The following is a 22,273-nucleotide window of genomic DNA, read 5'->3' as shown; positions in this document are numbered from 1 at the left end:
CTAACCAATGAACTTAAAAATAAGTACAGTGATTAGTATTCCTAATAATGCACCAGCAAATACTTCAATAAAAGTATGTATTTTATTTTCTATGCGACTTTCTGCTACTAAGAAAGCTATAAGAAAGCCTAATGACCCTAAAAAAAAGTTTTTGGATATGAACAATATAGCAGTTGCAGCAGAAAAAGCTATTGATGAATGTCCACTTATAGTACCGCCTTTAAAAGGTGTACCAGTATTAGTCTTTGCTTTTATTACAATAGTCAGTATTATAACTAATATAATACTTATAAATGTCATATGTATATTAGAATTTCCTATTTTGAATATCATCTTTTCTGCAAGTGGATTGATCCTATCAAAGAAAAGTAGATATGCTACAATTATAGCATTAATGGCAGCAATTAGTACAGAACCTGCTGCCACATTCTTTGCTATTTCAGCAAGAGGATGATAGTCTTTAGTATACATATCTATAGTTTTTTCTATTGCTGTATTAATCATCTCTGCAATTATAACTAAGGATATTGTAAAGAACAATAATAGTAGCTCTATTCTAGTAAAGTTCAAAAAAAGGCTTAAAAAAAGTACTAGAATAGCAGCAGCATAGTGAATCCTCATATTTCTTTGAGTCTTAAGGGTATAAATAATCCCTGATACTGCATAGTTAAAGCTGTCAATTAACTTTCTTACTTTCACATGGCAACACCTATCTAAATTAATTTCTAAAAATACCTAAAGACATCATAACTTTCTTTTCTTTATCCCTCATAACATGCTTATCAGTTTCATTCATATGATCATATCCCATTAAATGGAACATACTGTGAGCTGTAAGATATGCAATTTCTCTTTCTAATGAATGTCCATATTCCTCGGACTGTCTTTTTGCAGTCTCCGCCGAAATCACTATATCCCCAAGAAGAGTATCTCCAGGTATATCAAATTCATTTTCATCTAAGGGAAAAGATAGAACATCGGTGGATTTATCTACATCACGATATTCTCTGTTAAGCTCTCTAATTTCTTCATCATCTACAAATGTGATACTGACTTCATAGTCAGTACTTTTGCCCTCCTGCTGTAAACATTCTAATACTACCTTTTCAATCAATTCATTAATAGAATCATCTATATATACTTTTTCTTGAGAATTATCAATTACTGCTTCCATTTAACTATCTCCCTTCAACTCAGCTAAGTCAAGCTTTGGATACTCAATCCTTTCGTGGAATATCCCCAGTAATACCCTTACAAAAGCATTTGCAATAGCATTTAGATCCTTTAAAGTCAATCCACATTCATCAAGCTGTCCATCATTTAATTTATCCTTTATTATCTGTCTAACTAATCCTTCAATTTTACCCTTTGATGGTTCAGGCATAGCTCTCGCTGCCGCTTCTACAGAATCAGCCAACATTACTATTGCAGCCTCTTTAGTTTGTGGCTTAGGCCCAGCATACCTGAAACTTTCAGCCTTTACTGTATCTCCATTTTCGCTGTTTAAAGCCTTATGATAAAAATAAGCAACTAGTGTTTGACCATGATGTTGGATAATTATGTCTCTTATAGCACTTGGAAGCTTATACTTTTTAGCCAGTTCATCCCCATCCTTTGTGTGATTAGTAATAATCAAGGTACTTAGGCTAGGATTAATCTTATCATGAGGATTTTCTCCATTATACTGATTTTCTTTAAAAAAGAAAGGCCTTTTAAGCTTTCCAACATCATGATAATAAGCTCCAACTCTTGCTATTAAAGGATTGCCCTCTACTTCCTCAGCAGCAGCCTCACTAAGATTACCAACTATTATGCTATGATGATAAGTACCAGGAGTCTCAACAAGTAATCTTTTCAATAAAGGCTGATTTGGATTAGATAGCTCTAAAAGCTTTAGAGGAGTTAATATGTCAAACAGACTTTCCCATAGTGGCAAAGAGCCTATAGTCAATACAGCACTAAACAATCCATTTATAGCACCATACATACTGGTGAATAATATCTCTCTTAATTCTACACCATGAATAAAACCAAATGCACAAATAGTAAATATGTTAACTACACTCACAATTAGCCCTGTCAATACTATATTATATCTCTGATGGGTATTTATTATAGCAAATGTTCCTACAGTACCTCCTATAAGAAGAATAATGATGGTATTTATATCATTAGCAGTTATAGTTCCAATGAAAATCGAAGTAACCATGTTCACTAGTATAGCTAGTTTCGGGTTAATCAAAATAGAAATAAGCATTGTGGCTAATGAAATTGGCATCAGATATTCCGATATTCTATACATGCTTTTAGATATAGCTGTAGTTGCTAGGATTATTATGGCTAATACTAGTAATAGCTTTACATCACGGAAAACCCGTCTTTCAAAAATATATAAATATGACACGATTAGTCCTTCTAGTATCAAAATAATTATTATTGTTCCTAGAATAAGTTTATAATCTGGACCCTCTGTCTCCTTTAATAATCCCGTCTTTTTCACTAGCGAATAGATTCTTTCATCAATAGGCTGTTTCTTCTCTACAATTATTTGACCTTCTTTAATAATTGCAGGTGCAACCTGATCAGCAGCCTCTTTTCTTTTTTGTAAAGTAGTTTCTACATCTAAAAATCTATTTGGTTGAATAGTTTTTTCAATAATACTTATTCCTAAATTTTTAGCGTTATCTGAAAGATGCTCCAATTCTTCAAAGTTTCTTGATATACTTTGTTTCTCATATTCTAGTTCTTCTTCTTTTATCCCCATACCCATAACTTGGCTTACCATATCCTGTACATTGTTCTCAAGAGTTGCTAAAATTTCATCAGATATTGTCAAGGCAATACCATATTCATTTTGGTCTAGCTCGATGTTGGACCCTTTTTGAAGGATCTCCATCTTATCGGCATAAGTTTCTTCTTCTAAACTTCTAACTTCTTTTAATGTAATAAAAAAACTGTTAATATCATTTTTAATCTTGACCTGAACTGAAGTCTCCACCCTATATCTTGGCTCAACTCTTTTCATAGCCTCTTCTTTTTGTTGCTCAGTTGTTATCTCATCAACCATTTCTTTAGTAGCTCTAATATCTTCTGGGGCTAGGTCTCCTACTTTAACAGTTATCCTTTCTGGTGCCATACTGCTGCCGACAATGAAATACATGAGTACAGTAAACACCAAAGCAAGCAGTATTTGCTTTATTATGGTTTTACTAAAGAAAGCCAATATATGATTTTTAGGTGGTTTGTCCTCCTTTTTCTTATTTGAAACCATAAAACCCCTCCTTGTTCATTTATTAACAAGTCTCTCCATTATCCTCATATTTATCATAAGCTTCAATAATTCGTTGCACAAGCTGATGTCTTATAACATCCTTTTTTGTTAAATATACGAAATCAATTCCTTTAATATTCTTTAGTATATTTGTAACTTGCTTTAGTCCAGAGCTTTTTCCTTTAGGTAAATCAATCTGTGTTATATCACCTGTTATTATAGCCTTTGAACCAAATCCTAATCTTGTAAGAAACATTTTCATTTGTTCATTAGTTGTATTTTGAGCTTCATCGAGAATGACAAATGAAGAGTCCAGTGTTCTTCCTCTCATATAAGCCAATGGAGCAACTTCGATTAATCCTCTTTCCATGTATTTTGCATAAGTTTCTGGGCCAAGTATGTCATACAATGCATCATATAATGGTCTTAGATAGGGATCTACCTTTTCTTGTAAATCACCTGGAAGAAACCCTAAGCTTTCTCCTGCTTCGACAGCAGGTCTAGTCAAAATTATCCTATTTACTTCTTTGTTTTTAAATGCAGATACGGCCATTGCCATAGCCAAATAAGTCTTTCCTGTACCTGCTGGCCCTATACCAAATACAATATCATTATCTTTAATTGAATTTACGTATATCTTTTGTCCAATGGTTTTAGGTTTAATAGTTTTTCCAGATGCGGTAATGCAAACTATCTGATCTAATAACTCTTTTAAAGTATCTTCCTGTCCTTCTAAAACAAGTTGAATAGCATATGTGATTTCCTGCTTAGTTAATCTTCCTTGCTTCTTAATTATTTCAATAAGACTATTTATTAGCTTTTCAGCAAAGGAAATTTTAGGCTCGTCACCTATTATTCTAATTTCTCCTTCCCTAGAAACAATATCAACATTAAGTTCTCTCTCAATTAATTTTATATTCTCATCAAAGCTTCCGAAGAGCTCTGAAGCACAATCATTTTTATTTATGCTTACTCTTCTTTCTTGTGTCTCTCTTTCCAATATTAGTCCTCCTGCTTACCATTAGTTTATTTTTTCTTTAACACCTATATCCTCGCTTACCTCAACGATTATCTCTGTGATTAATAGATTATCTTCTATACTATATCTAACATCTTTTGAAATTACATTTGATTCCTTTGGGATTTTTTCCATTAACTGCTGTGTTCCTTGCACTGCTGTAATTTGCTTCAGTGCATCAACATCCTGTTTTATTTTTGTCCTTTCTACTTCCTTATATATGTGTTGAATTGTTATTATTGGTAATTTTATGATTCCTAAATCTCCAATTTCTTTAACTTTTTTTTCTTCTACATAGTTCTCAAAAGGTATTTCTCCATTCATAAGCTGAATCCTTTTGCTTCCAATTACAATTTCTCTTGTGGTAAAAGTTTTGCCTGTTTCCTCATCAATAAACTTAATTATTGGTTCTTCTATTATTTCAGTGTATTTAGTTCTTGCAAATACAATTCCCTCAGAGTGAACGAAAAGTGGCGATGCTAGGTTTTCATCTTTCACAATTCCAGTTATTAAAACCTGACCTTCCTTTACAACATCTCCCTTCTCAACTAATGCTTTTCCATTTTTCACTACTATCTTCTCAATAACTGCTTTTTTTGAAGCAACTATGTTACAAGGCGTATCTTCTTTTATATCCACCTGAGACAAAGCTCTTTCCTTAACTTCTATAATCATTTTTGTTCCGCGTATTTCCACATTAGCAAATGATAAGTCTTGAATATTCAACAATAGTCCATTGCTGATATCTAGCTTTTTTGCAGCACTTTTTCTTATTCCTTCCTTAACATTCATGGATAATAAAACATTGGTTATTTCTTCATCTTTTATTCTTTCATTCCCAACAATATCAATTCTCCAAATAAAAGACGTAAAAAAAATAACTAAGGAAATTGATATTACTGAGCCTAAAGCAAGCATCTTCCTGTACTTAAATTTATTGATAAAAAAAGGATATCCTTTTTTTTCTACAACACTCACCCTACATCCTACTTTTTGTACAACATCTCTTAACTCTTTAAAACCTGCAACACTGACTTTTGCCTTCAAAGTAGTGTAGTCAATTCTTATTATATCCCATAAAATAATGTTTTTAGATATTGCCAGATTAATAAACTTTTCAAGAGTAAGTCCTTCAATTTTTATAATAACATATCCACGAAAATAATTCCATATGCGAATAACTAGCACTGCTTCACCCCCTATTATGTAAATTCTACTGATTCTATTTCTCCAACAATGATTATTTCCTCAGTTACTATTGTCTTTATCACCATGTTTTTTCCCAATATTCTCAAAATTCCAGCATTTGTATTTACCCTAATCCTTAAGCTTCCATATTCAATAATACCTTTATGGTTTTCAATATATAATTGCAGATTTCCTATTAAAGTAACCTTAGGTAAATCTAGCATAATATCCTTTGGAAGTTCAAGTATTTCTGAGAAGTTTGATTTTATTTCATTCATCTTTTTTTTCACAGTAATCCTCCCCCATATATAAATCTATGCACCTTCTAATATTAGTATTCTTATGAGGTTTAAATCCTTCAGCCAATAAAAAAAAGCATGCCACTTAAGCATACCTTCATCAATTTTCCTAAATACTTAATACATACTATGATTGGTAAACACATTAAGAAAAACCTGAACAAAAAATGTTCAGGTTTTCATCTATTTCAAATATTGTTTTACTATATTATTTACCATGCTACCATCTGCTCTGCCCTTTATTTTAGGCATTACATTTGACATTATCTTGCCCATATCTCTAACTGAATTAGCTCCAACCTCTTGAATAGCTGCTCTAACTATTTCATCAAGTTCGGATTCAGTCAGCTGTTGCGGTAAGTAATCTAACAGTATGTCAATTTCATTTTCCGTTAACTCCACTAAATCCTGCCTTTGACCTTTTTTAAAGTCTTCAATAGCATCTCTTTTTTGTTTTACCTGTTTTGAGATAACGTCAATAATAGCTTCATCATTTAATTCTATTCTTTCATCAACTTCTCTTTGCTTAACAGCTGCCCTTACCATTGTGACAACATTTTTTCTGATTTTATCCCCACTTTTCATAGAAACCTTTAAATCTTCCATTAATCTATCTTTAAGGGACATCATGTTTCACCTCTTATCTTGTTCTTGAGTTCTTTCTTCTTGCAGCCTCAGATTTTTTCTTACGTCTTACGCTTGGTTTTTCATAATGCTCTCTTTTTCTAACTTCTGCTAATACACCAGATCTAGCACATTGTCTTTTAAATCTCTTTAGAGCATTATCTAATGATTCGTTTTCCCCGACTTTGATTTCTGACATTCGTTCTCCCTCCCCTCAACCACTACAACAGGTCTTTACTATACTATATGCAGTAAGTGGAATTCGGCACTAGATTATTATACATTAAATATCAGAATTATGCAACTCTATTTTTAGCCCGGTGGCCATTGTAATTGCCTACCTCCTAATAAATGAAAATGCATATGCTCTACTGTCTGACCACCAAGTTCTCCACAGTTATTTACAATTCTATAGCCTTGATTATCTAAGCCTTTTTCTTTTGCGATTTTATTTATTGCAACAAATATATGACTAATTATATCGGAGTTGTTCTCATCTATATAGTTTACTGAGGGTATATGCTTTTTTGGTATTATCAAGACATGGGTAGGAGATTGCGGGTTTAAATCATTAAAAGCAATTACCTTATCATCTTCATATACCTTATTTGCAGGTATGTCACCATTTATTATTTTACAAAAAATACACTCAGACACCCGATTCACCTCCTTAAATATATTATGATATGAAATGAATTTATCTATATATTATTCAACAAGTCTATAAAAAAATCCTTCTTAGGAAAGTATTTTTCCAATCAAATTTTCTCCTTGTACTTTGTCAAGCTTTACAGGCAATATTTCACCTTCTAATGAATCATTACCTTTAGATAAAACTCTTATATAATTTGTTGTATAACCTTCTATGAATTCTAAGTTTTGCTTTGACTGTTCTTCAAATAATACATTTAGCATAGTTCCAATAAATTTATTATTAAATTTATTGGTGTTTTTCTCACCTATTCTTATAAGATATTTGCTCCTCTGATGCTTTATATCACCTGAAATTTGATTTCTATATTTTGCAGCAGGTGTACCTTTTCTAGGTGAATAAGGAAAAACATGAATCCTAGAAAAACCGATATCATCAACGAATTTGCATGTTTCCACAAATTCATCCTCTGTCTCTCCTGGAAAGCCTACAATAATATCTGTAGTTATACCTACATTAGGCATATATTCTCTTATTAACTCTACTATTTCTTTATATTCTTCCGTTGTATATTTTCTATTCATTCTTTCTAAGACTGAATTGCTTCCACTTTGCAATGAAAGATGAAAATGGTCACATACCTTTGGAAGCTTTATTAATCTATCTAAAAAATCTTTTGTCATAATTGTTGGTTCTATAGAGCTTAGCCTAATTCTTTCTATGCCAGGAACTTCATGTACCCTTTCTATAACGTCTATCAGCCTTATTTCTCCCATATCTTTACCATATGAAGCTACATGTATACCAGTTAATACAACCTCTTTAAATCCATTTTCCGAAAGCTTTTTTACCTCATATAATATATCATCTAATTTTCTACTTCTTATTGGTCCGCGTGCATAGGGTATTATACAGTATGAACAATACTGATTACAGCCCTCTTGTATTTTTAAAAAGGCTCTTGTTTTTCCTTCAATGCTCTCAATTTTCATCTCTTCAAATTCATGCTGCTTCATAATATCAGTTACAATATTGATTTTTTCTCTGTTTTCTCTTACCTGCTTGCTTAGTTCTACAATTCTATTCCTATCCTTTGTACCAATAACTATATCAACTTCACCTATACTCATTATTTCTTCTGGGGCAGTCTGAGCGTAGCAGCCTACGACAGCAATTACAGCCTCGGAATTTTTATTCTTAGCACGACGAATAAATTGCCTTGATTTTCTATCTCCAAGATTGGTTATAGTACAAGTATTTATTACATAAACATCTGCAATCTCATCTTCATTTACTATTTCATATCCATTTTTTTCAAAAAGCTCAGCCATTGCCTCTGTTTCGTATTGATTTACTTTACATCCAAGAGTATGAAAAGCAACTTTATTCATTAAATCACCCCTAAATCTCCGAGTTCGTATAATACTATTGCAGATGTGACAAGTCCTGCAGTTTCTGTTCTCAGTATTCTAGGACCAAGAGAAACTATATGAGCACCAATAGCTTTTAGCAATTCAATTTCCTCTTCTTCAAATCCACCCTCTGGTCCAATTACAATATTTATTTTCTTATTAGCTGCGCCTCTTAATATTTCTTTAATTCCTATGTTTTCTTCATTTTCATAAGGAACTATTATAATACCATTATTTTTCAAGGTTTCTAACATCTCATTAAAGGAAAGTATCTGGCAAACCTCTGGAATTATGCCTCTCTTGCTTTGCTTTGCTGCCTCCTCTGTTATCTTATTCCATCTTTCCAGCTTATTTTCTTCTTTTTTTCTATCTTGAATCTTTACTATAGTTCTATCTGTTATAACGGGAACTATCTTAGCTACTCCTACCTCCGTAGATTTTTGTATAATCAAATCCATTTTAGTAGACTTAGCGATTCCTTGATATAATATCACTTCAATTGGAGGCTCTGAGTTTGATATTTTAGTCTCTATAATATCACAGACTACTTTTTCCTTAGATAAATCTATAATCTCTGCAATATAATCCATTCCCTGTTTATCACATATGGATATAATGTCTTCTTCTTTTAATCTTAAGACATTTCTTATATGTTTTACATCCTCGCCTATTATAGCCACTTTATTATCCCGTATATTCTCTTTATCAACGAAAAATCTATGCATACTGTTTATTCTCCCAACTTAGCTACTACGCTAGCCCACTCACCCAGAATTATTGTGTCTATTATGCTTAGTCCTTCTGCCATAATAGCTTCTTTAACCATATCTATTTTTTCATGTATTATTCCAGATGTAATGAATATTCCATCTTTTTTCAAGAATTTTTTTATATCCTTAGTTAAAATTACAATAATCTCAGCAATGATATTCGCTACAATAATATCTGAAGTTTCACTAACTACATCTAGTAAATTTCCATGTCTGACATCTATAGTATCATCAACATGATTTATTTTAGCATTTTCATTTGTTACTTTGATAGCTAGTTCATCTAAATCTACAGCTACGACTCTTTTTGCGCCAAGTTTTGCTGCCGCTATGGATAATATCCCACTTCCACATCCTACATCAAAAACAGTCTGTCCTGAACTTATGTATTTTTCTAGTTGCCTAATACATAACATAGTGGTTTCATGAGTTCCAGTACCAAATGCCATGCCTGGGTCAAGCTCTAATACTATATCATTATCCTCTTTCTCATATTCCTCCCAAGAAGGTTTTATGACTATTCTGTCTCCTATTTTTTTAGGCTTGTAATATTTCTTCCATGCCTCTGCCCAATCTTTCTCATAAACCTCTGATGTAGTAACCTCCCCAAGACCTTTGTCCAAATTATATTGAGGAATTTTTTCAACATTTTGCTTTATTAATTCAATCTTATCTATTAAGTCTTCACTTTCTGGAAAATACGCCTTTACTATTACTCCTTCATATTGCTGCCCTAATAAGCTAGGTTCAATATAATCCCAGCACTCATCACTTTTGGCATACAAAATGATATCATTCGGATCTTCAATAGATAAACCTCCTGCTCCAACGTCATATAATATGCTTGAAACAGTTTCTACCGCCTCAGCTGTGGTTTTTACTTGTACTTCGATCCATTTCATATCATTCACATCTCCCATAAATAGTATTCTACCAAAACTACTTTTCTAAAATATTATACCCCATATGCTTGAAAAAACACAGAGGTTTAAAGGGGTATATTAAATAATCACTCCATCGAAATGGAGTGATTATTATCCTGTAAAAGCATCCTTAACCTTATCAAAGAAGCCTTTTTTATGCTCGTAGACTTTTTCTCCACTTTCTACTGCAAATTGCTTTAGTATTTCCCTTTGCTTATCACTTAATTTTGTTGGAACTTGAACAACAACCTTAACATATTGATCTCCTCTTCCGTACCCTCTTACATTAGGGATACCCTTACCCTTAAATTTAAACACAGTATCTGTTTGGGTTCCCCCTGGAATAATATGCTTGATTTTTTCATCAAGGGAAGGAAACTCAATTTCACTACCAAGTGAAGCCTGCACAAAAGAAATAGGTATTTCACAGTAAATGTCATTCCCCTCTCGCTTAAATATTTCATGAGGCTTTACATTTATATAAATATATAAATCTCCACGAGGGCCTCCTTTTTCACCAGCTTCTCCTTCGCCTCTAAGCGGAATAACAGAACCAGTATCTACACCAGCCGGTATCTTTATATTGATTCTTCTTGTTTTTCTTTCCTTTCCTGTTCCAGAACATTTGCTACAAGGCTTATCAATTATTTCTCCTAAGCCGTTACATTTATCGCAGGTTCCTACTCTCACGAACTGACCAAAAGGAGTAGTCTGAGCATACTTTACCTCTCCAGTACCATTACATTTTGGACATTTAGTTTTGCTAGTTCCAGGTTCTGCTCCTGTACCACTGCATTTTGAACAGTCATCAGTTCTCATGAACTCAATTTCTTTATCAATTCCAAAGGCAGCTTCTTCAAATTCAATATCTAGTCTATATTTTATATCTGAGCCTTTTCTAGGTGAATTTTTTCTGCTGCTACCAGAAAAGCCACCTCCAAACATATCAAAAATATCTTCGAATATATCTCCAAACCCGCCAAAGCCTTCAAAACCTTGACCAAAACCTCCACCTTGTCCATTTACTCCTTCATGTCCAAATCTATCATATCTAGCTTTTTTGTCAGGATCATTTAAGACCTCATATGCTTCATTAATTTCTTTAAATTTTTGTTCTGCTTCTTCATTATCAGGATTTAGGTCAGGATGATATTTTTTAGCTAATTGCCTAAAAGCTTTTTTTATATCCTGCTCCGTGGCCTCTTTGCTAACTCCTAACACTTCATAATAATCTCTCTTACTCAATGTTTCACCACCTTCTAATAAGGTATTGCTCTATAATTATAAACGATTATTAGTTTAATTTATTTAATATGATATGTCAATAGCCAATATAAAAGCTAAATCCCAAAGGACTTAGCTTTATATGTTATTTGTCATCGTCTACTACTTCATAGTCAGCATCTACAACATTGTCATCTTGATTGCTTTCTTGATGTGGTGCTCCTTGTTGTGAGGCCTGTTCATATAGCTTTTGAGATAATGCATGGAACTCAGTTGTAAGCTCCTCTGTCTTTTTCTTAATATTGTCTGTGTCTGTTCCTTCAAGAGCTTTCTTCAATTCGTCTAGCTTTCCTTGCACTTTTTCTTTTTCATTTCCATCTAGTTTTCCTTCAAGCTCTTTAAGTGTTTTCTCTGTTTGATATACTAATGAATCAGCATTGTTTCTAATCTCTATATCTTCTTTATTCTTTTTATCTTCTTCAGCAAATTGTTCAGCTTCTTTAACCTTCTTTTGAATCTCTTCTTCTGATAAGTTAGTTGAAGCAGTAATAGTTATCTTCTGCTCTTTTCCTGTGCCTAAATCCTTCGCTGATACATTTACTATACCATTAGCATCGATATCAAAGGTAACTTCTATTTGTGGTATTCCTCTTGGTGCTGGTGGAATTCCTGTTAATTGGAATCTTCCTAAAGTGATATTTCCACTAGCCATCTGTCTTTCACCTTGAAGTACATGTATATCAACCGCAGTTTGGCTGTCAGCCGCTGTAGAAAATACTTGGCTTTTCTTTGTAGGTATAGTAGTATTCCTCTCTATAAGTTTGGTGAATACTCCACCTAGAGTTTCTATACCTAATGATAATGGCGTTACATCAAGTAATAATAAATCCTTAACTTCTCCGCTAAGAACTCCCGCCTGAATTGCTGCTCCTAAAGCAACTACTTCATCTGGATTAACACCCTTATGTGGTTCTTTTCCAGTTAAGTTTTTTACTGCTTGTTGTACGGCAGGTATTCTTGTAGAACCTCCAACAAGAATAACTTTATCTATTTCTGCTGAAGACAAACCCGAATCATTGATAGCCTTTCTAGCTGGTACCATAGATCTCTCTACAAGATGAGCAGTAAGTTCATCAAATTTAGCTCTTGTTAAATCCATAGTTAAATGTAATGGTCCTGATTGTGTAGCAGTTATAAATGGTAGATTTATATTAGTAGTCATAACACTAGAAAGCTCTTTTTTGGCTTTTTCTGCAGCCTCTTTTAATCTTTGAAGAGACATTTTATCATTTCTCAAATCTACGCCATTTTCTTTTTTGAACTGCTCAGCCATGTAATCAATGATTACTTGGTCAAAATCATCTCCACCAAGATGATTGTCCCCACTAGTGGATATAACCTCAAAAACTCCATCTCCTAGCTCAAGTATTGAAACGTCGAACGTTCCTCCACCTAAGTCAAATACCATTATTTTATGATGTTCTTCATCTTTATCTAAGCCATAGGCTAAGGATGCAGCAGTAGGCTCATTTATTATTCTTCTAACATTTAATCCTGCAATTCTACCAGCATCTTTAGTTGCTTGTCTTTGACTATCTGAAAAATATGCTGGAACAGTAATAACTGCATCTGTAATTGTTTCTCCTAGGTAATTTTCAGCATCTGTTTTCAGCTTTTGAAGTATCATGGCTGATATATCTTGAGGAGAATGTTGTTTTCCATCTATTAAAGTATTATGGTCTTTTCCCATATATCTTTTAATTGAGGCAATTGTTCTATCAGGGTTTGTAACTGCTTGTCTTTTTGCCGTTTCCCCAACGAGCCTCTCACCTTCTTTTGTAAAGGCAACTATGGATGGAGTAGTTCTATTTCCTTCAACATTTGCAATAACAACTGGCTCTCCACCTTCCATTACTGCCACACAAGAGTTTGTTGTTCCTAAGTCAATTCCAATAATTTTTGACATATTTATTCCTCCTTATGTAGTACTTAATTATTTTGAAACCTTAACCATACTAGGTCTTATAACTTTGTCTTTTACTTTGTAGCCTTTTAAAAACACTTCTGTCACTACATCAGCATCATAATCATCATTTTCTTCTTGAGCAACTGCATGATGATAGTTTGGATCAAACTTTTCACCAACTGCATTTATTTCTTCTAAACCATTGGCTTGAAGAGATTCTATTAATTGCTTATAGACCATCTCCACCCCTTTGTATAAATTATCTACAGTAGATTCTTCAGTGTCTACCTTTAGTGCCCTGTCGAAGTTGTCCATGACAGGAAGCAATGATGTGATAAGTTCTTGTGCTGCATATTGATATATGCTTTCTTTTTCTTTTTCTGTTCTCTTTTTAAAATTGTTGAAATCAGCTTGAAGCCTAACATACCTATTTGAAAGTTCTTCACATTCTGATATTTTATTATTATATTTCTCTAAAAGTTCTTCCATATTCATCTCTTTATCATTTTCCATTTCTTCAATAGTACTGTCAATACATTCATTTTCTAAATTAGGCTCAACAAAATCTTCTTTCGCTTTTTTCTCCATTTCCAGTCCTCCATTCAAAGAACAATATTTTTTACATTATTTTTAAAATAACATTTTTCTAGGTGCAAGACAAAAATCCTACACCTTATTCTATAAAATATTTCTTTAATATTTCGTTTAAATCCAATGATAATGATCTAACCACATTTATCACATTGGAATAATCCATACGTGTAGGTCCTATTACACCAATTTTGCCTATGGTTTTTCCATTTAAGCTATAGGTAGCAGTTATAACACTACAGTTTTTTATTTCATCATAGGTATTCTCATTGCCAATTGTGATTTCAACGTCATTTTGTTCTCCGCCTAGCATCATTTCTAGAATATTAGGCTTGTTTTCAACAAAGGAAATGAAATCCCTAGCCTTATCAAGGTCATTATATTCAGGGAAGTTAAATATTTTAGTTACGCCATCTAAAAAAACTCCTACCTCAGTTGTATCATCTAATACATGCATCATAATTGGAATAATATCTAAAATTGATTTTTTAAATTCATACATTTCTTTCACAAGCTTATCTAGTATTTCAGAATCAATTTCACCAATATTACAACCTTTCAATTTGTCATTTAAAAAATTTGATATTATATTTAAATGGTCATGGGAAATGCTAGAGTCAGTCCTTAAAACAGTATTTTTAACTATACCTGAATTTGTTATAATAACTACCAATACCTTAGTATCGTCTATAGGAACTAGTTGAATATGTTTAAGTTGACTTTTTTTGATCTGTGGAGCAATGGCAAGAGAAGTGTAGTTTGTCACCTGCGAAAGAATTCTAGCAGCATTATATATAAGCTGATCGACTTCTCCTATTTCCTCTATGAGCTTACTTTTCAAATCATGTCTTAAAATAAAATCTAAGCTTCTTGTCTGCAACAATCTATTTACGTATAATCTATAGCCTTTATCTGAAGGTATCCTACCTGCAGATGTATGTGGTTGAACCAAGTACCCAAGCTCTTCTAGATCTGACATTTCATTTCTTATGGTTGCAGAACTAACCCCTAAATCAAATTTTTTTGATATAGTTCTAGAGCCTATAGGCTCTGCACTATTTATATAGCTTTGTATAATTGCCTGTAAAATCTTAAGTTTTCTATCATCAAGCATCATACATTATCACATCCCATTTAATTATTAGCACTCTTATTCATTGAGTGCTAATCTTCATGATTTTAAATTATCACTGTTACATTAAATTGTCAATACCTTTTTTATGTTTTATTTTTCTTAAGGTAGAATTTCCATAAACACAATATTGCTTAAGTCTAAACCCCCTTTTGTAAGTCTTATATTATCCCTGTCCTCCTCTAATAAGCCTTCGTTAATAAATTTATTTATAGTTTTTCCATAGATATCTTTTATATTAATATTGAACTTTTCTTTAAATTTATTGCTATTAACCCCTTCAATTAATCTAAGACCTAATATAAGATACTCTGCTATCTCCATATCTTTGTCTATTAATTCCTTCTCTACTGTAGCTAGATTTTTATTAGATATTTGTTCAAAATAAATATTCATATCTTCTGTATTACCATATCTATAATTTTTAAAATATGAATGAGCAGATAGACCTAAGCCTATATAAGGTTCACATTTCCAGTAAATTAAATTATGTTTGCTTTCATACCCTTTTTTTGCAAAGTTAGATATCTCGTAATGATGGTAGCCTTTTTTCTTTAATAATTCTATTCCTTCGTGGTACATTTCTCTTTCTACATCCTCATCAGGAAGAATAAGCTGTTTATTAATATATTTATTGTTAAATGGAGTCCCCTCTTCTATTTTCAAACTATAATATGATATATGTTCTGGTTCTAATTGGATAGCTAGCTTCAATGTCCTAATAGAGTCCTCTAGAGTTTGTTCTGGAAGATTAAACATGATATCAAAGCTTACATTGTTGAATTCATATTTTCTAATAAGATTATAGGTATTTGTAAAGTCCTCTACTGTATGTATTCTCCCAATTTTCTTCAGCATCATATCATTCATAGATTGAACACCAATGCTAATTCTATTTATACCTGCTTTTTTATACATCTCAAGTTTTTCTTCATCTAGTGTTTTAGGATTTGCTTCAATTGTGATTTCTTTTACTTGATTCGCATTTGTTTTTTTATAAATGTAATCAATTATTTCATAAATATATTTTCCATCTATTACTGTAGGCGTACCGCCACCTAAAAAAATAGTATTTACATTATATTCTTTTAGGTCCTCTTCATATAAATCTATTTCCTTTTTGATATAAGAAACATATTTTTCTGCGCTATCCAACATCCTGGGAAATGAACAAAAATCACAATAATAGCATTTGCTTTTGCAAAATGGAATATGAATATAGATTCCTATGTCCTTCATTAAAAACACTCCCCTATATATTTAAAAGCTAAGGATTTTTTCCTTAGCTTCAGCTGACAATTATTTTTCATCATATTTTAACACAGCTAAAAACGCCTCTTGTGGCACTTCTACATTGCCAATCTGCCTCATTCTCTTCTTTCCTTCTTTTTGCTTCTCTAATAATTTCTTCTTTCTAGAAATATCTCCACCGTAACACTTGGCCAATACGTCTTTTCTAAGAGCTTTTACGGTTTCTCTAGCAATTATTTTTGAGCCTATTGAGGCTTGAATAGGAACTGCAAACTGATGTCTTGGTATAACATCCTTAAGCTTTTCTGCAATCATTCTTCCTCTTTCATATGCTTTATCCTTATGAGCAATAATCGAAAAGGCATCAACTAGTTCTCCATTTATTAAAATATCAAGCTTTACTAATTCTGATTGCTTATATCCCTTTAAATCATAATCAAGGGAAGCATATCCTCTTGTCTTGGATTTTAAGGCATCAAAAAAATCATAAATAACCTCATTAAGTGGCAGCTCATAATGCATAACTACCCTAGTTTGCTCCAAGTACTCCATATTCTTGAATATTCCACGCCTATTCTGACACAACTCCATAATTGCACCTACATAATCCGTTGGAGTCATTATAGTTACATCCACTATAGGCTCCTCCATATATTCTATTTCAGTAGCATCCGGAAGGTTTGTAGGATTCTGAAGCTCTAGCATTTCTCCATTTTCCTTTTTCACCTTATAAATAACACTGGGTGCTGTAGTCACCATATTCAGGTCAAATTCTCTCTCTAGCCTTTCTTGTATGATTTCCATATGCAGTAAACCTAGGAAACCACATCTGAAACCAAATCCTAGTGCAACAGATGTTTCAGGCTCAAATACTAATGCTGCATCATTTACCTGTAGCTTTTCTAATGCATCTCTAACACCATTATAATCTTCTCCCTCAGCTGGATATATACCACAATAAACCATTGGAGTCACTTTTTTATAGCCTGAAAGGGGCTTTTCCGTAGGTCTAGCAGCTTCTGTAATAGTATCTCCTACTCTAGCATCCTTTACGTTTTTTATACTAGCAGCAACATAGCCAACATCACCTGCTACTAGTTCTTTTACTGGAGTATGCTTTGGTGCAAATATTCCGACCTCTGTAACCTCAAATATTTTATTGGTTGCCATCATCTTTATTTCCGTGCCAGGCTTCATTGTCCCATCCATTACTCTTATCATAGCTATAACACCTTTATAGCTATCATAATAGGAATCAAAAATAAGCGCCTTTAAAGGAGCCTCTTTGTCCCCCTCTGGAGCTGGCACATTCTTTACAATGCTTTCAAGAACATCCTCAATATTTAATCCGTCCTTTGCTGATATAAGTGGAGCATCCTCACAATCAAGCCCTATTACATCTTCTATTTCCTTCTTTATTTCATCAGGCCTTGCACTAGGTAAATCTATTTTATTTATAACAGGAACTATTTCTAGATTCTGATCCAATGCAAGATAAACATTAGCTAATGTCTGAGCTTCTATTCCCTGAGCAGCATCAACTACAAGTATAGCTCCTTCACATGCTGCTAAGCTTCTGGAAACTTCATAATTGAAGTCAACATGGCCCGGAGTATCTATTAGATTTAATATATATTCGTTTCCATCCTTTGCCTTATATACAAGCCTTATTGTTTGTAATTTAATTGTTATTCCTCTTTCTCTTTCCAAATCCATATTGTCAAGGAGTTGGTCTTGCATCTCCCTCAAAGTAAGTAGACCTGTTTTTTCGATTAATCTATCTGCCAATGTTGATTTACCATGGTCAATATGGGCTATTATTGAAAAATTTCTAACTCTCTTTTGTCTATCTTCCATACACTATCCTCCTCATTCACACGGAAAAAATATCTTTTTCAATTATAACATAGGTTCATAACTGATAAAAGACCAGATTTATTATTTTACCTGGTCTTTATTTTTGTCAGTATTTTTTCCAAATAATTGTTAGCTAGTTTAGCAAAATCCTCAATAATCACTTTTGCATTATCTATTCTATCATCTATTCCTTTTTTTTCAACTGTATAATCCCTGCCAAGTAAATGAAGCCTGTAGAATTCATCATCATAGCCAAAAAAATAAAGCTGTTTATCATGAATATGCATCATATCTCTAACAGCTCTATCCACTACATTTAATCCTGCAATGAAAAACATGACAATGAAAATAAAAACGATTATCTTCATTTTTTTTTGCCTTCTATTAATTCTATTATTTCTGTACCTTTCAACTCTGCTTTCCAAAATAATCACCACATATATTATTAGCAACTATTTGGTTTTTTATTCCTATTTATAAAGTGAGCCAAATCTATCATCAAAAGGAAAATATCTATATGTTGCTTTTCCTTTAATGGCATCTATTGAAATAGGCCCTAGATATCTGCTATCCTTGCTGGCACCCTTGTTTCTGTTGTCCCCTAAAACAAACAAATATCCTTTTTCTACTTTCCATGAACTATTCTCATAGCTATAGGTATATGCATCTTCGGACACATAGTACTCTTTATATTGCTCGCCATTTACATAAACCTTTCCGTCAATTATATCAACTGTATCTCCTTCTACGCCTATAACTCTTTTAATATAGTCCTTATCTGGATCATCTGGAGCCTTAAGCACTACAATATCTCCTCGCTTTGGTTGGCTTATTTTATATACTATTTTATTTGTAAATAGCCTGTCTCGTTCGTGTAATGTTGGATACATAGAGTATCCAAGGACATAAGTTGTATTGAATAAAAAAGTTTTTATTAATATTGCTATTACTACTGCAAAGGCTATGCTTTTCATCCATTCAAATATTTCTTTTCTAATATTATTCTTTTGCTCCTGCTCCATGCTTTTTACCTCCTTAGGAAAAATTCCTAAGAACAATTATAACATTTATTCATATAAAAAAATAGTTTTATATTAAAATTTATTCTTGTTTTTCAATGTCTTCTAAAACCTTATGTAAAATTTCACCTATGCATTTAGCAGATTCTTTGGCCTCATCAATTGTATTTAAATTACTTCCTACTTCTATTAATGCACAGTAATCGCTTACGTATTGATTAAACTTTCCAGTCGGTTTTATAATGATGCCTTTAAACAATCCTGGATACATACTCTCTGAAGTATGTCTAATATAATTCGCAAACTTAATAAGATGCTCTTTATTCGGATTATTGGGACCTATGACTAAGGAAAATGTTGCTACACTTTTGCCGTCAATAGTTACCCTTGCAGCTTTCTCTGCCTTGCTTAGAGCAGCTGGTACTGTAGTCTCTATTCCATCTCTATGAATGTCCAATATTACTTTTATGCTCTTATTTTTATTTAGTTCCTCCTTCACTGTAGATAAGGAATTGGTATATGAATCGTTATAAGAAGGTATATCATGATAGACATCCACCCATTTTAATTTATGGCCCTTTTCTTCAAGGACTTTCGCTATGGTTTCTCCTACAGCTAGAACATTATACTCTCTCTTTTCAGTATGAAATCTGTCTGTATTAATTGGTAAATAAGCTTCTGTTCCATGGGTATGATATATTAGAATATATGGATTTTCATGATCCAGACTTACACTCTTTGGTGGTTCAATATATAGTTTATCTTCATGTTTTTTCCCCATAAGCTCAAGCTCTTGGTCAAGCTCTTTTCTTTCCTCTGGGTCTTCCACAAATATTATATCGCTAAGAACGATGTACCCATCTAAATCTGGACTTTCATCTGCTCCTGTTTTTTTGGATTCCCATGAGTATGTTTCATTAAAAGCATTTACTATAGCTGGGAGATGAGGTTTTATATAGAAATCGGGCTTTAATAGAACTGCTAGTCTACTAAAAAAGCTTTCTTGAGATGATTTCATTTCCAATCCTTTATTTTCCATTTCATATGCTATTTTCATATAAGCATTTGAATTAAGCAATATCTTTAAGAATATATTATTTTCTATATCCTTATCTATTTCAGTCTTTTCCATATGAGTATCATTTACTTTTTCTGTCTCTGATACGGATACAGAGCTTTCCTTTATGTTAGAGCTTTCCACATTAAATACTGATATTACTTTTTCTACATTCATATTTTCCTCGTCAGAAATTGATGATTTTTTAATATCAGCTAATTTTCCAATCACCTTTGCGCCAAGAAATAAATTTGCTAAACATAATATGGCTATTATCACATATGTAATTCCCTTATTAAAGCTCTGGTTTCTTACCATATTTAACAACTCCTTAAGTAAAAATATTATATGAAATTATATTCCATATAGTCGGTTATTATGAATACTGTAAGAAACAAGAAACTCCATTATTATCATAAAAATGCAGCAGAAATATATTTTCCCTACTTCAGGTACAGTGGAGTTACAGAAATCTTTTGTTTCGATGTAACTCCCTATGTCAGAGTCAGCAAATCTAAATTAATTTAATCTGGCTAGTTAATTTATATATCTATTTACGTCTTTTAAATCAATTCCATGATGTAAGGCTATATTTATTCCGTTTGCAACTATTAGAGATAAATTACTTATTAGTTCATCTATTTCCTTTGGTGTCACTACAACATTAGGCATATAAGGAGTTAAAACCTCTTTTATTAATTGATACTTGTCTTGAGATTCCATTTCTTCTAGCATGGAGTAAAATTCTGTGCCTTTATCAGCTTGATTTTTCAATGATTCAATTATTAATTCCATTGTGTCATTTACCATTGTAGCTGCATCAACTACTGTAGGTATACCTATGGCATATACTGGAACACCTAAGGTCTCTTTATTCAAGGCCTTCCTTTCATTTCCTATTCCTGAACCTGGACTTATGCCTGCATCAGTTATTTGAATAGTTGTACTAACTCTTTCCATCTTTCTAGAAGCTAGAGCATCTACTGCAATAACAATATCTGGTTTAGTTTTTTCCACTATTCCTTTGATTGTTTCGCTAGTTTCTATGCCTGTTATTCCCATAACACCCGGTGAAATAGCTGACACGCTTGTCATATCCTCATCTTCTGTTTTATTATAGGCTTTGAAAAGATGTCTAGTGACATATACTTTGTCAATAACCTTTGGTCCTAATGCATCTGGCGTTATATTCCAGTTGCCCAATCCCACAACTAATGATTTAGTATGCTTATTTGGTTTAATTAATGCTTTAAGCTCCTTTGCCATTGCCTGACTGATTTCATCCTTTAAGTCTTGATCAGCATTTTTTAAAGCTGGTACATCAATAGTGATATAGGTTCCAACTGACTTTCCAAGTCTTTTTTCACCATATGCATTTAAAATTTTGACTCTAGTGACACTATAATTGTCCTTCTCCTCTTTATCTAACTCTATATCTTTTATATGGCCCTTATTTTTTTGTTCATATATTTCCCTAGCTTCAATGGCTAAATCAGTTCTTGCTTGAAACATTTTTTCACCTCCAAAACTTTATTATTTTTGTTGATTATTTGTTTCTAATTATATATAATATATAGTTGCACTAGTGAACTGTATTTATACTTTCTCCAATACTGAATAATTTATATATAATTTGGACATAAAAGAAATAGCATATTTTTCTTGCATTTTACTTTTCTTCATGATAAAATTACTTTTGTTAAGGCTTTCGAAGGGGGTGAACCTGTTGGCAAATATTAAATCTGCAAAGAAGAGAATTGAAGTTATTAATGTTAAAACTGCTTTAAATAAGTCCAGAAAATCTGAAATTAAAACATATATTACTAAGTTCAATAAAGCTGTTGAGAACGGAGACTTAGATTCAGCTAAATCTTTACTTAAATTAGTAGAGAAGAAGTTAAATAGAGCAGCTGCTAAAAACACTATTCACAAAAATGCTGCAGCTAGAAAAGTAAGTCGTTTAACTAAAAGATTAAACGAAGCTGTATAATAATAAAAAAACAACTTCGGGCTAAGCCC

23 protein-coding genes are annotated in these 22,273 nt (G+C 32.5%); 1 reads left to right on the top strand and 22 read right to left on the bottom strand.

Going from position 1 to position 22,273, the window contains the following annotated elements; all coding sequences use genetic code 11:
• From QO263_RS11065 to gpr, 22 genes are all read right to left on the bottom strand, one after another.
• Positions 1–699 carry a diacylglycerol kinase gene (locus tag QO263_RS11065; RefSeq protein ID WP_285621227.1) on the bottom strand — a complete coding sequence of 233 codons (699 nt, stop codon included), beginning with the start codon at positions 697–699 and terminating at the stop codon, positions 1–3.
• 19 nt (positions 700–718) lie between these two features.
• A complete protein-coding gene (gene ybeY / locus QO263_RS11060) occupies positions 719–1,174 on the bottom strand; it encodes an rRNA maturation RNase YbeY (protein WP_285621224.1) in 456 nt (151 codons plus the stop codon).
• Positions 1,175–3,271, bottom strand: a complete 2,097-nt coding sequence (locus tag QO263_RS11055; RefSeq protein WP_285621221.1) for an HD family phosphohydrolase — start codon at positions 3,269–3,271, stop codon at positions 1,175–1,177.
• A gap of 22 nt (positions 3,272–3,293) precedes the next feature.
• A complete protein-coding gene (locus tag QO263_RS11050; protein ID WP_285621219.1) occupies positions 3,294–4,271 on the bottom strand; it encodes a PhoH family protein in 978 nt (325 codons plus the stop codon).
• Positions 4,272–4,292: 21 nt separating this feature from the next.
• The gene (gene yqfD / locus QO263_RS11045; protein ID WP_285621218.1) at positions 4,293–5,477 is read right to left on the bottom strand and encodes a sporulation protein YqfD; all 1,185 of its coding nucleotides are present in this window, start codon (positions 5,475–5,477) and stop codon (positions 4,293–4,295) included.
• A 14-nt stretch (positions 5,478–5,491) separates the two neighbouring features.
• Positions 5,492–5,767, bottom strand: coding sequence for a sporulation protein YqfC (yqfC, locus tag QO263_RS11040; protein ID WP_285621217.1), 276 nt, complete (start codon positions 5,765–5,767; stop codon positions 5,492–5,494).
• A 192-nt stretch (positions 5,768–5,959) separates the two neighbouring features.
• Entirely contained in the window at positions 5,960–6,403 is a 444-nt protein-coding gene (locus QO263_RS11035) for a GatB/YqeY domain-containing protein (RefSeq protein ID WP_285621215.1), read from the bottom strand.
• Between the two features lie 13 nt (positions 6,404–6,416).
• The gene (gene rpsU / locus QO263_RS11030; protein WP_285621211.1) at positions 6,417–6,599 is read right to left on the bottom strand and encodes a 30S ribosomal protein S21; all 183 of its coding nucleotides are present in this window, start codon (positions 6,597–6,599) and stop codon (positions 6,417–6,419) included.
• A 113-nt stretch (positions 6,600–6,712) separates the two neighbouring features.
• Positions 6,713–7,057: a histidine triad nucleotide-binding protein gene (locus tag QO263_RS11025; RefSeq protein WP_285621210.1), complete on the bottom strand. Its 345-nt coding sequence runs from the start codon at positions 7,055–7,057 to the stop codon at positions 6,713–6,715.
• A gap of 81 nt (positions 7,058–7,138) precedes the next feature.
• The gene (gene mtaB, locus QO263_RS11020; RefSeq protein ID WP_285621208.1) at positions 7,139–8,443 is read right to left on the bottom strand and encodes a tRNA (N(6)-L-threonylcarbamoyladenosine(37)-C(2))-methylthiotransferase MtaB; all 1,305 of its coding nucleotides are present in this window, start codon (positions 8,441–8,443) and stop codon (positions 7,139–7,141) included.
• Positions 8,443–9,189 (bottom strand): 16S rRNA (uracil(1498)-N(3))-methyltransferase, encoded by a 747-nt coding sequence (locus QO263_RS11015; RefSeq protein WP_285621206.1) that lies wholly within the window; start codon positions 9,187–9,189, stop codon positions 8,443–8,445. The genes mtaB and QO263_RS11015 overlap by 1 nt, the downstream gene beginning before the upstream one ends.
• 5 nt (positions 9,190–9,194) lie before the next feature.
• A complete protein-coding gene (prmA, locus tag QO263_RS11010) occupies positions 9,195–10,136 on the bottom strand; it encodes a 50S ribosomal protein L11 methyltransferase (RefSeq protein ID WP_285621204.1) in 942 nt (313 codons plus the stop codon).
• 132 nt (positions 10,137–10,268) lie between these two features.
• Positions 10,269–11,402: a molecular chaperone DnaJ gene (gene dnaJ, locus QO263_RS11005; protein ID WP_285621201.1), complete on the bottom strand. Its 1,134-nt coding sequence runs from the start codon at positions 11,400–11,402 to the stop codon at positions 10,269–10,271.
• 124 nt (positions 11,403–11,526) lie between these two features.
• Positions 11,527–13,347, bottom strand: coding sequence for a molecular chaperone DnaK (gene dnaK, locus QO263_RS11000; protein ID WP_285621198.1), 1,821 nt, complete (start codon positions 13,345–13,347; stop codon positions 11,527–11,529).
• A gap of 27 nt (positions 13,348–13,374) precedes the next feature.
• On the bottom strand, positions 13,375–13,935 hold the full coding sequence (grpE, locus tag QO263_RS10995; protein ID WP_285621196.1) for a nucleotide exchange factor GrpE: 561 nt from the start codon (positions 13,933–13,935) through the stop codon (positions 13,375–13,377).
• A gap of 85 nt (positions 13,936–14,020) precedes the next feature.
• Entirely contained in the window at positions 14,021–15,055 is a 1,035-nt protein-coding gene (gene hrcA, locus QO263_RS10990) for a heat-inducible transcriptional repressor HrcA (protein WP_285621194.1), read from the bottom strand.
• Between the two features lie 117 nt (positions 15,056–15,172).
• On the bottom strand, positions 15,173–16,309 hold the full coding sequence (gene hemW, locus QO263_RS10985; RefSeq protein WP_285621192.1) for a radical SAM family heme chaperone HemW: 1,137 nt from the start codon (positions 16,307–16,309) through the stop codon (positions 15,173–15,175).
• Between the two features lie 60 nt (positions 16,310–16,369).
• Positions 16,370–18,178: a translation elongation factor 4 gene (gene lepA / locus QO263_RS10980; protein WP_285621187.1), complete on the bottom strand. Its 1,809-nt coding sequence runs from the start codon at positions 18,176–18,178 to the stop codon at positions 16,370–16,372.
• Positions 18,179–18,264: 86 nt separating this feature from the next.
• A complete protein-coding gene (locus QO263_RS10975) occupies positions 18,265–18,546 on the bottom strand; it encodes a sporulation-related protein NgaS (RefSeq protein WP_285621185.1) in 282 nt (93 codons plus the stop codon).
• A 102-nt stretch (positions 18,547–18,648) separates the two neighbouring features.
• A complete protein-coding gene (gene lepB, locus QO263_RS10970) occupies positions 18,649–19,200 on the bottom strand; it encodes a signal peptidase I (RefSeq protein ID WP_285621182.1) in 552 nt (183 codons plus the stop codon).
• A 79-nt stretch (positions 19,201–19,279) separates the two neighbouring features.
• Entirely contained in the window at positions 19,280–20,572 is a 1,293-nt protein-coding gene (gene spoIIP, locus QO263_RS10965) for a stage II sporulation protein P (RefSeq protein ID WP_285621178.1), read from the bottom strand.
• Between the two features lie 219 nt (positions 20,573–20,791).
• Positions 20,792–21,766 (bottom strand): GPR endopeptidase, encoded by a 975-nt coding sequence (gene gpr / locus QO263_RS10960; RefSeq protein WP_285621175.1) that lies wholly within the window; start codon positions 21,764–21,766, stop codon positions 20,792–20,794.
• Between the two features lie 214 nt (positions 21,767–21,980).
• Here gpr and rpsT point away from each other — a divergent pair, with 214 nt between their 5' ends.
• On the top strand, positions 21,981–22,244 hold the full coding sequence (gene rpsT, locus QO263_RS10955) for a 30S ribosomal protein S20 (RefSeq protein ID WP_285621173.1): 264 nt from the start codon (positions 21,981–21,983) through the stop codon (positions 22,242–22,244).
• The last annotated feature ends 29 nt before the right edge of the window (positions 22,245–22,273 follow it).

This window comes from Proteiniborus sp. MB09-C3 (assembly GCF_030263895.1).
In the GTDB taxonomy this organism is placed as follows: Bacteria; Bacillota; Clostridia; order Tissierellales; family Proteiniboraceae; genus Proteiniborus.
This window is presented reverse-complemented; position numbering and strand designations above follow the sequence as displayed.

What these genes read in the sequence shown, in the direction of transcription:
- spoIIP (WP_285621178.1), bottom strand. Translation starts at nt 20,572, where the DNA reads ATGGTAAGAAACCAGAGCTTTAATAAGGGAATTACATATGTGATAATA.
- QO263_RS11055 (WP_285621221.1), bottom strand. Translation starts at nt 3,271, where the DNA reads ATGGTTTCAAATAAGAAAAAGGAGGACAAACCACCTAAAAATCATATA.
- hemW (WP_285621192.1), bottom strand. Translation starts at nt 16,309, where the DNA reads ATGAAGGACATAGGAATCTATATTCATATTCCATTTTGCAAAAGCAAA.
- dnaK (WP_285621198.1), bottom strand. Translation starts at nt 13,347, where the DNA reads ATGTCAAAAATTATTGGAATTGACTTAGGAACAACAAACTCTTGTGTG.
- QO263_RS11035 (WP_285621215.1), bottom strand. Translation starts at nt 6,403, where the DNA reads ATGTCCCTTAAAGATAGATTAATGGAAGATTTAAAGGTTTCTATGAAA.
- prmA (WP_285621204.1), bottom strand. Translation starts at nt 10,136, where the DNA reads ATGAAATGGATCGAAGTACAAGTAAAAACCACAGCTGAGGCGGTAGAA.
- QO263_RS11015 (WP_285621206.1), bottom strand. Translation starts at nt 9,189, where the DNA reads ATGCATAGATTTTTCGTTGATAAAGAGAATATACGGGATAATAAAGTG.
- grpE (WP_285621196.1), bottom strand. Translation starts at nt 13,935, where the DNA reads ATGGAGAAAAAAGCGAAAGAAGATTTTGTTGAGCCTAATTTAGAAAAT.
- rpsU (WP_285621211.1), bottom strand. Translation starts at nt 6,599, where the DNA reads ATGTCAGAAATCAAAGTCGGGGAAAACGAATCATTAGATAATGCTCTA.
- hrcA (WP_285621194.1), bottom strand. Translation starts at nt 15,055, where the DNA reads ATGATGCTTGATGATAGAAAACTTAAGATTTTACAGGCAATTATACAA.
- QO263_RS10975 (WP_285621185.1), bottom strand. Translation starts at nt 18,546, where the DNA reads ATGAAGATAATCGTTTTTATTTTCATTGTCATGTTTTTCATTGCAGGA.
- mtaB (WP_285621208.1), bottom strand. Translation starts at nt 8,443, where the DNA reads ATGAATAAAGTTGCTTTTCATACTCTTGGATGTAAAGTAAATCAATAC.
- lepB (WP_285621182.1), bottom strand. Translation starts at nt 19,200, where the DNA reads ATGGAGCAGGAGCAAAAGAATAATATTAGAAAAGAAATATTTGAATGG.
- gpr (WP_285621175.1), bottom strand. Translation starts at nt 21,766, where the DNA reads ATGTTTCAAGCAAGAACTGATTTAGCCATTGAAGCTAGGGAAATATAT.
- lepA (WP_285621187.1), bottom strand. Translation starts at nt 18,178, where the DNA reads ATGGAAGATAGACAAAAGAGAGTTAGAAATTTTTCAATAATAGCCCAT.
- ybeY (WP_285621224.1), bottom strand. Translation starts at nt 1,174, where the DNA reads ATGGAAGCAGTAATTGATAATTCTCAAGAAAAAGTATATATAGATGAT.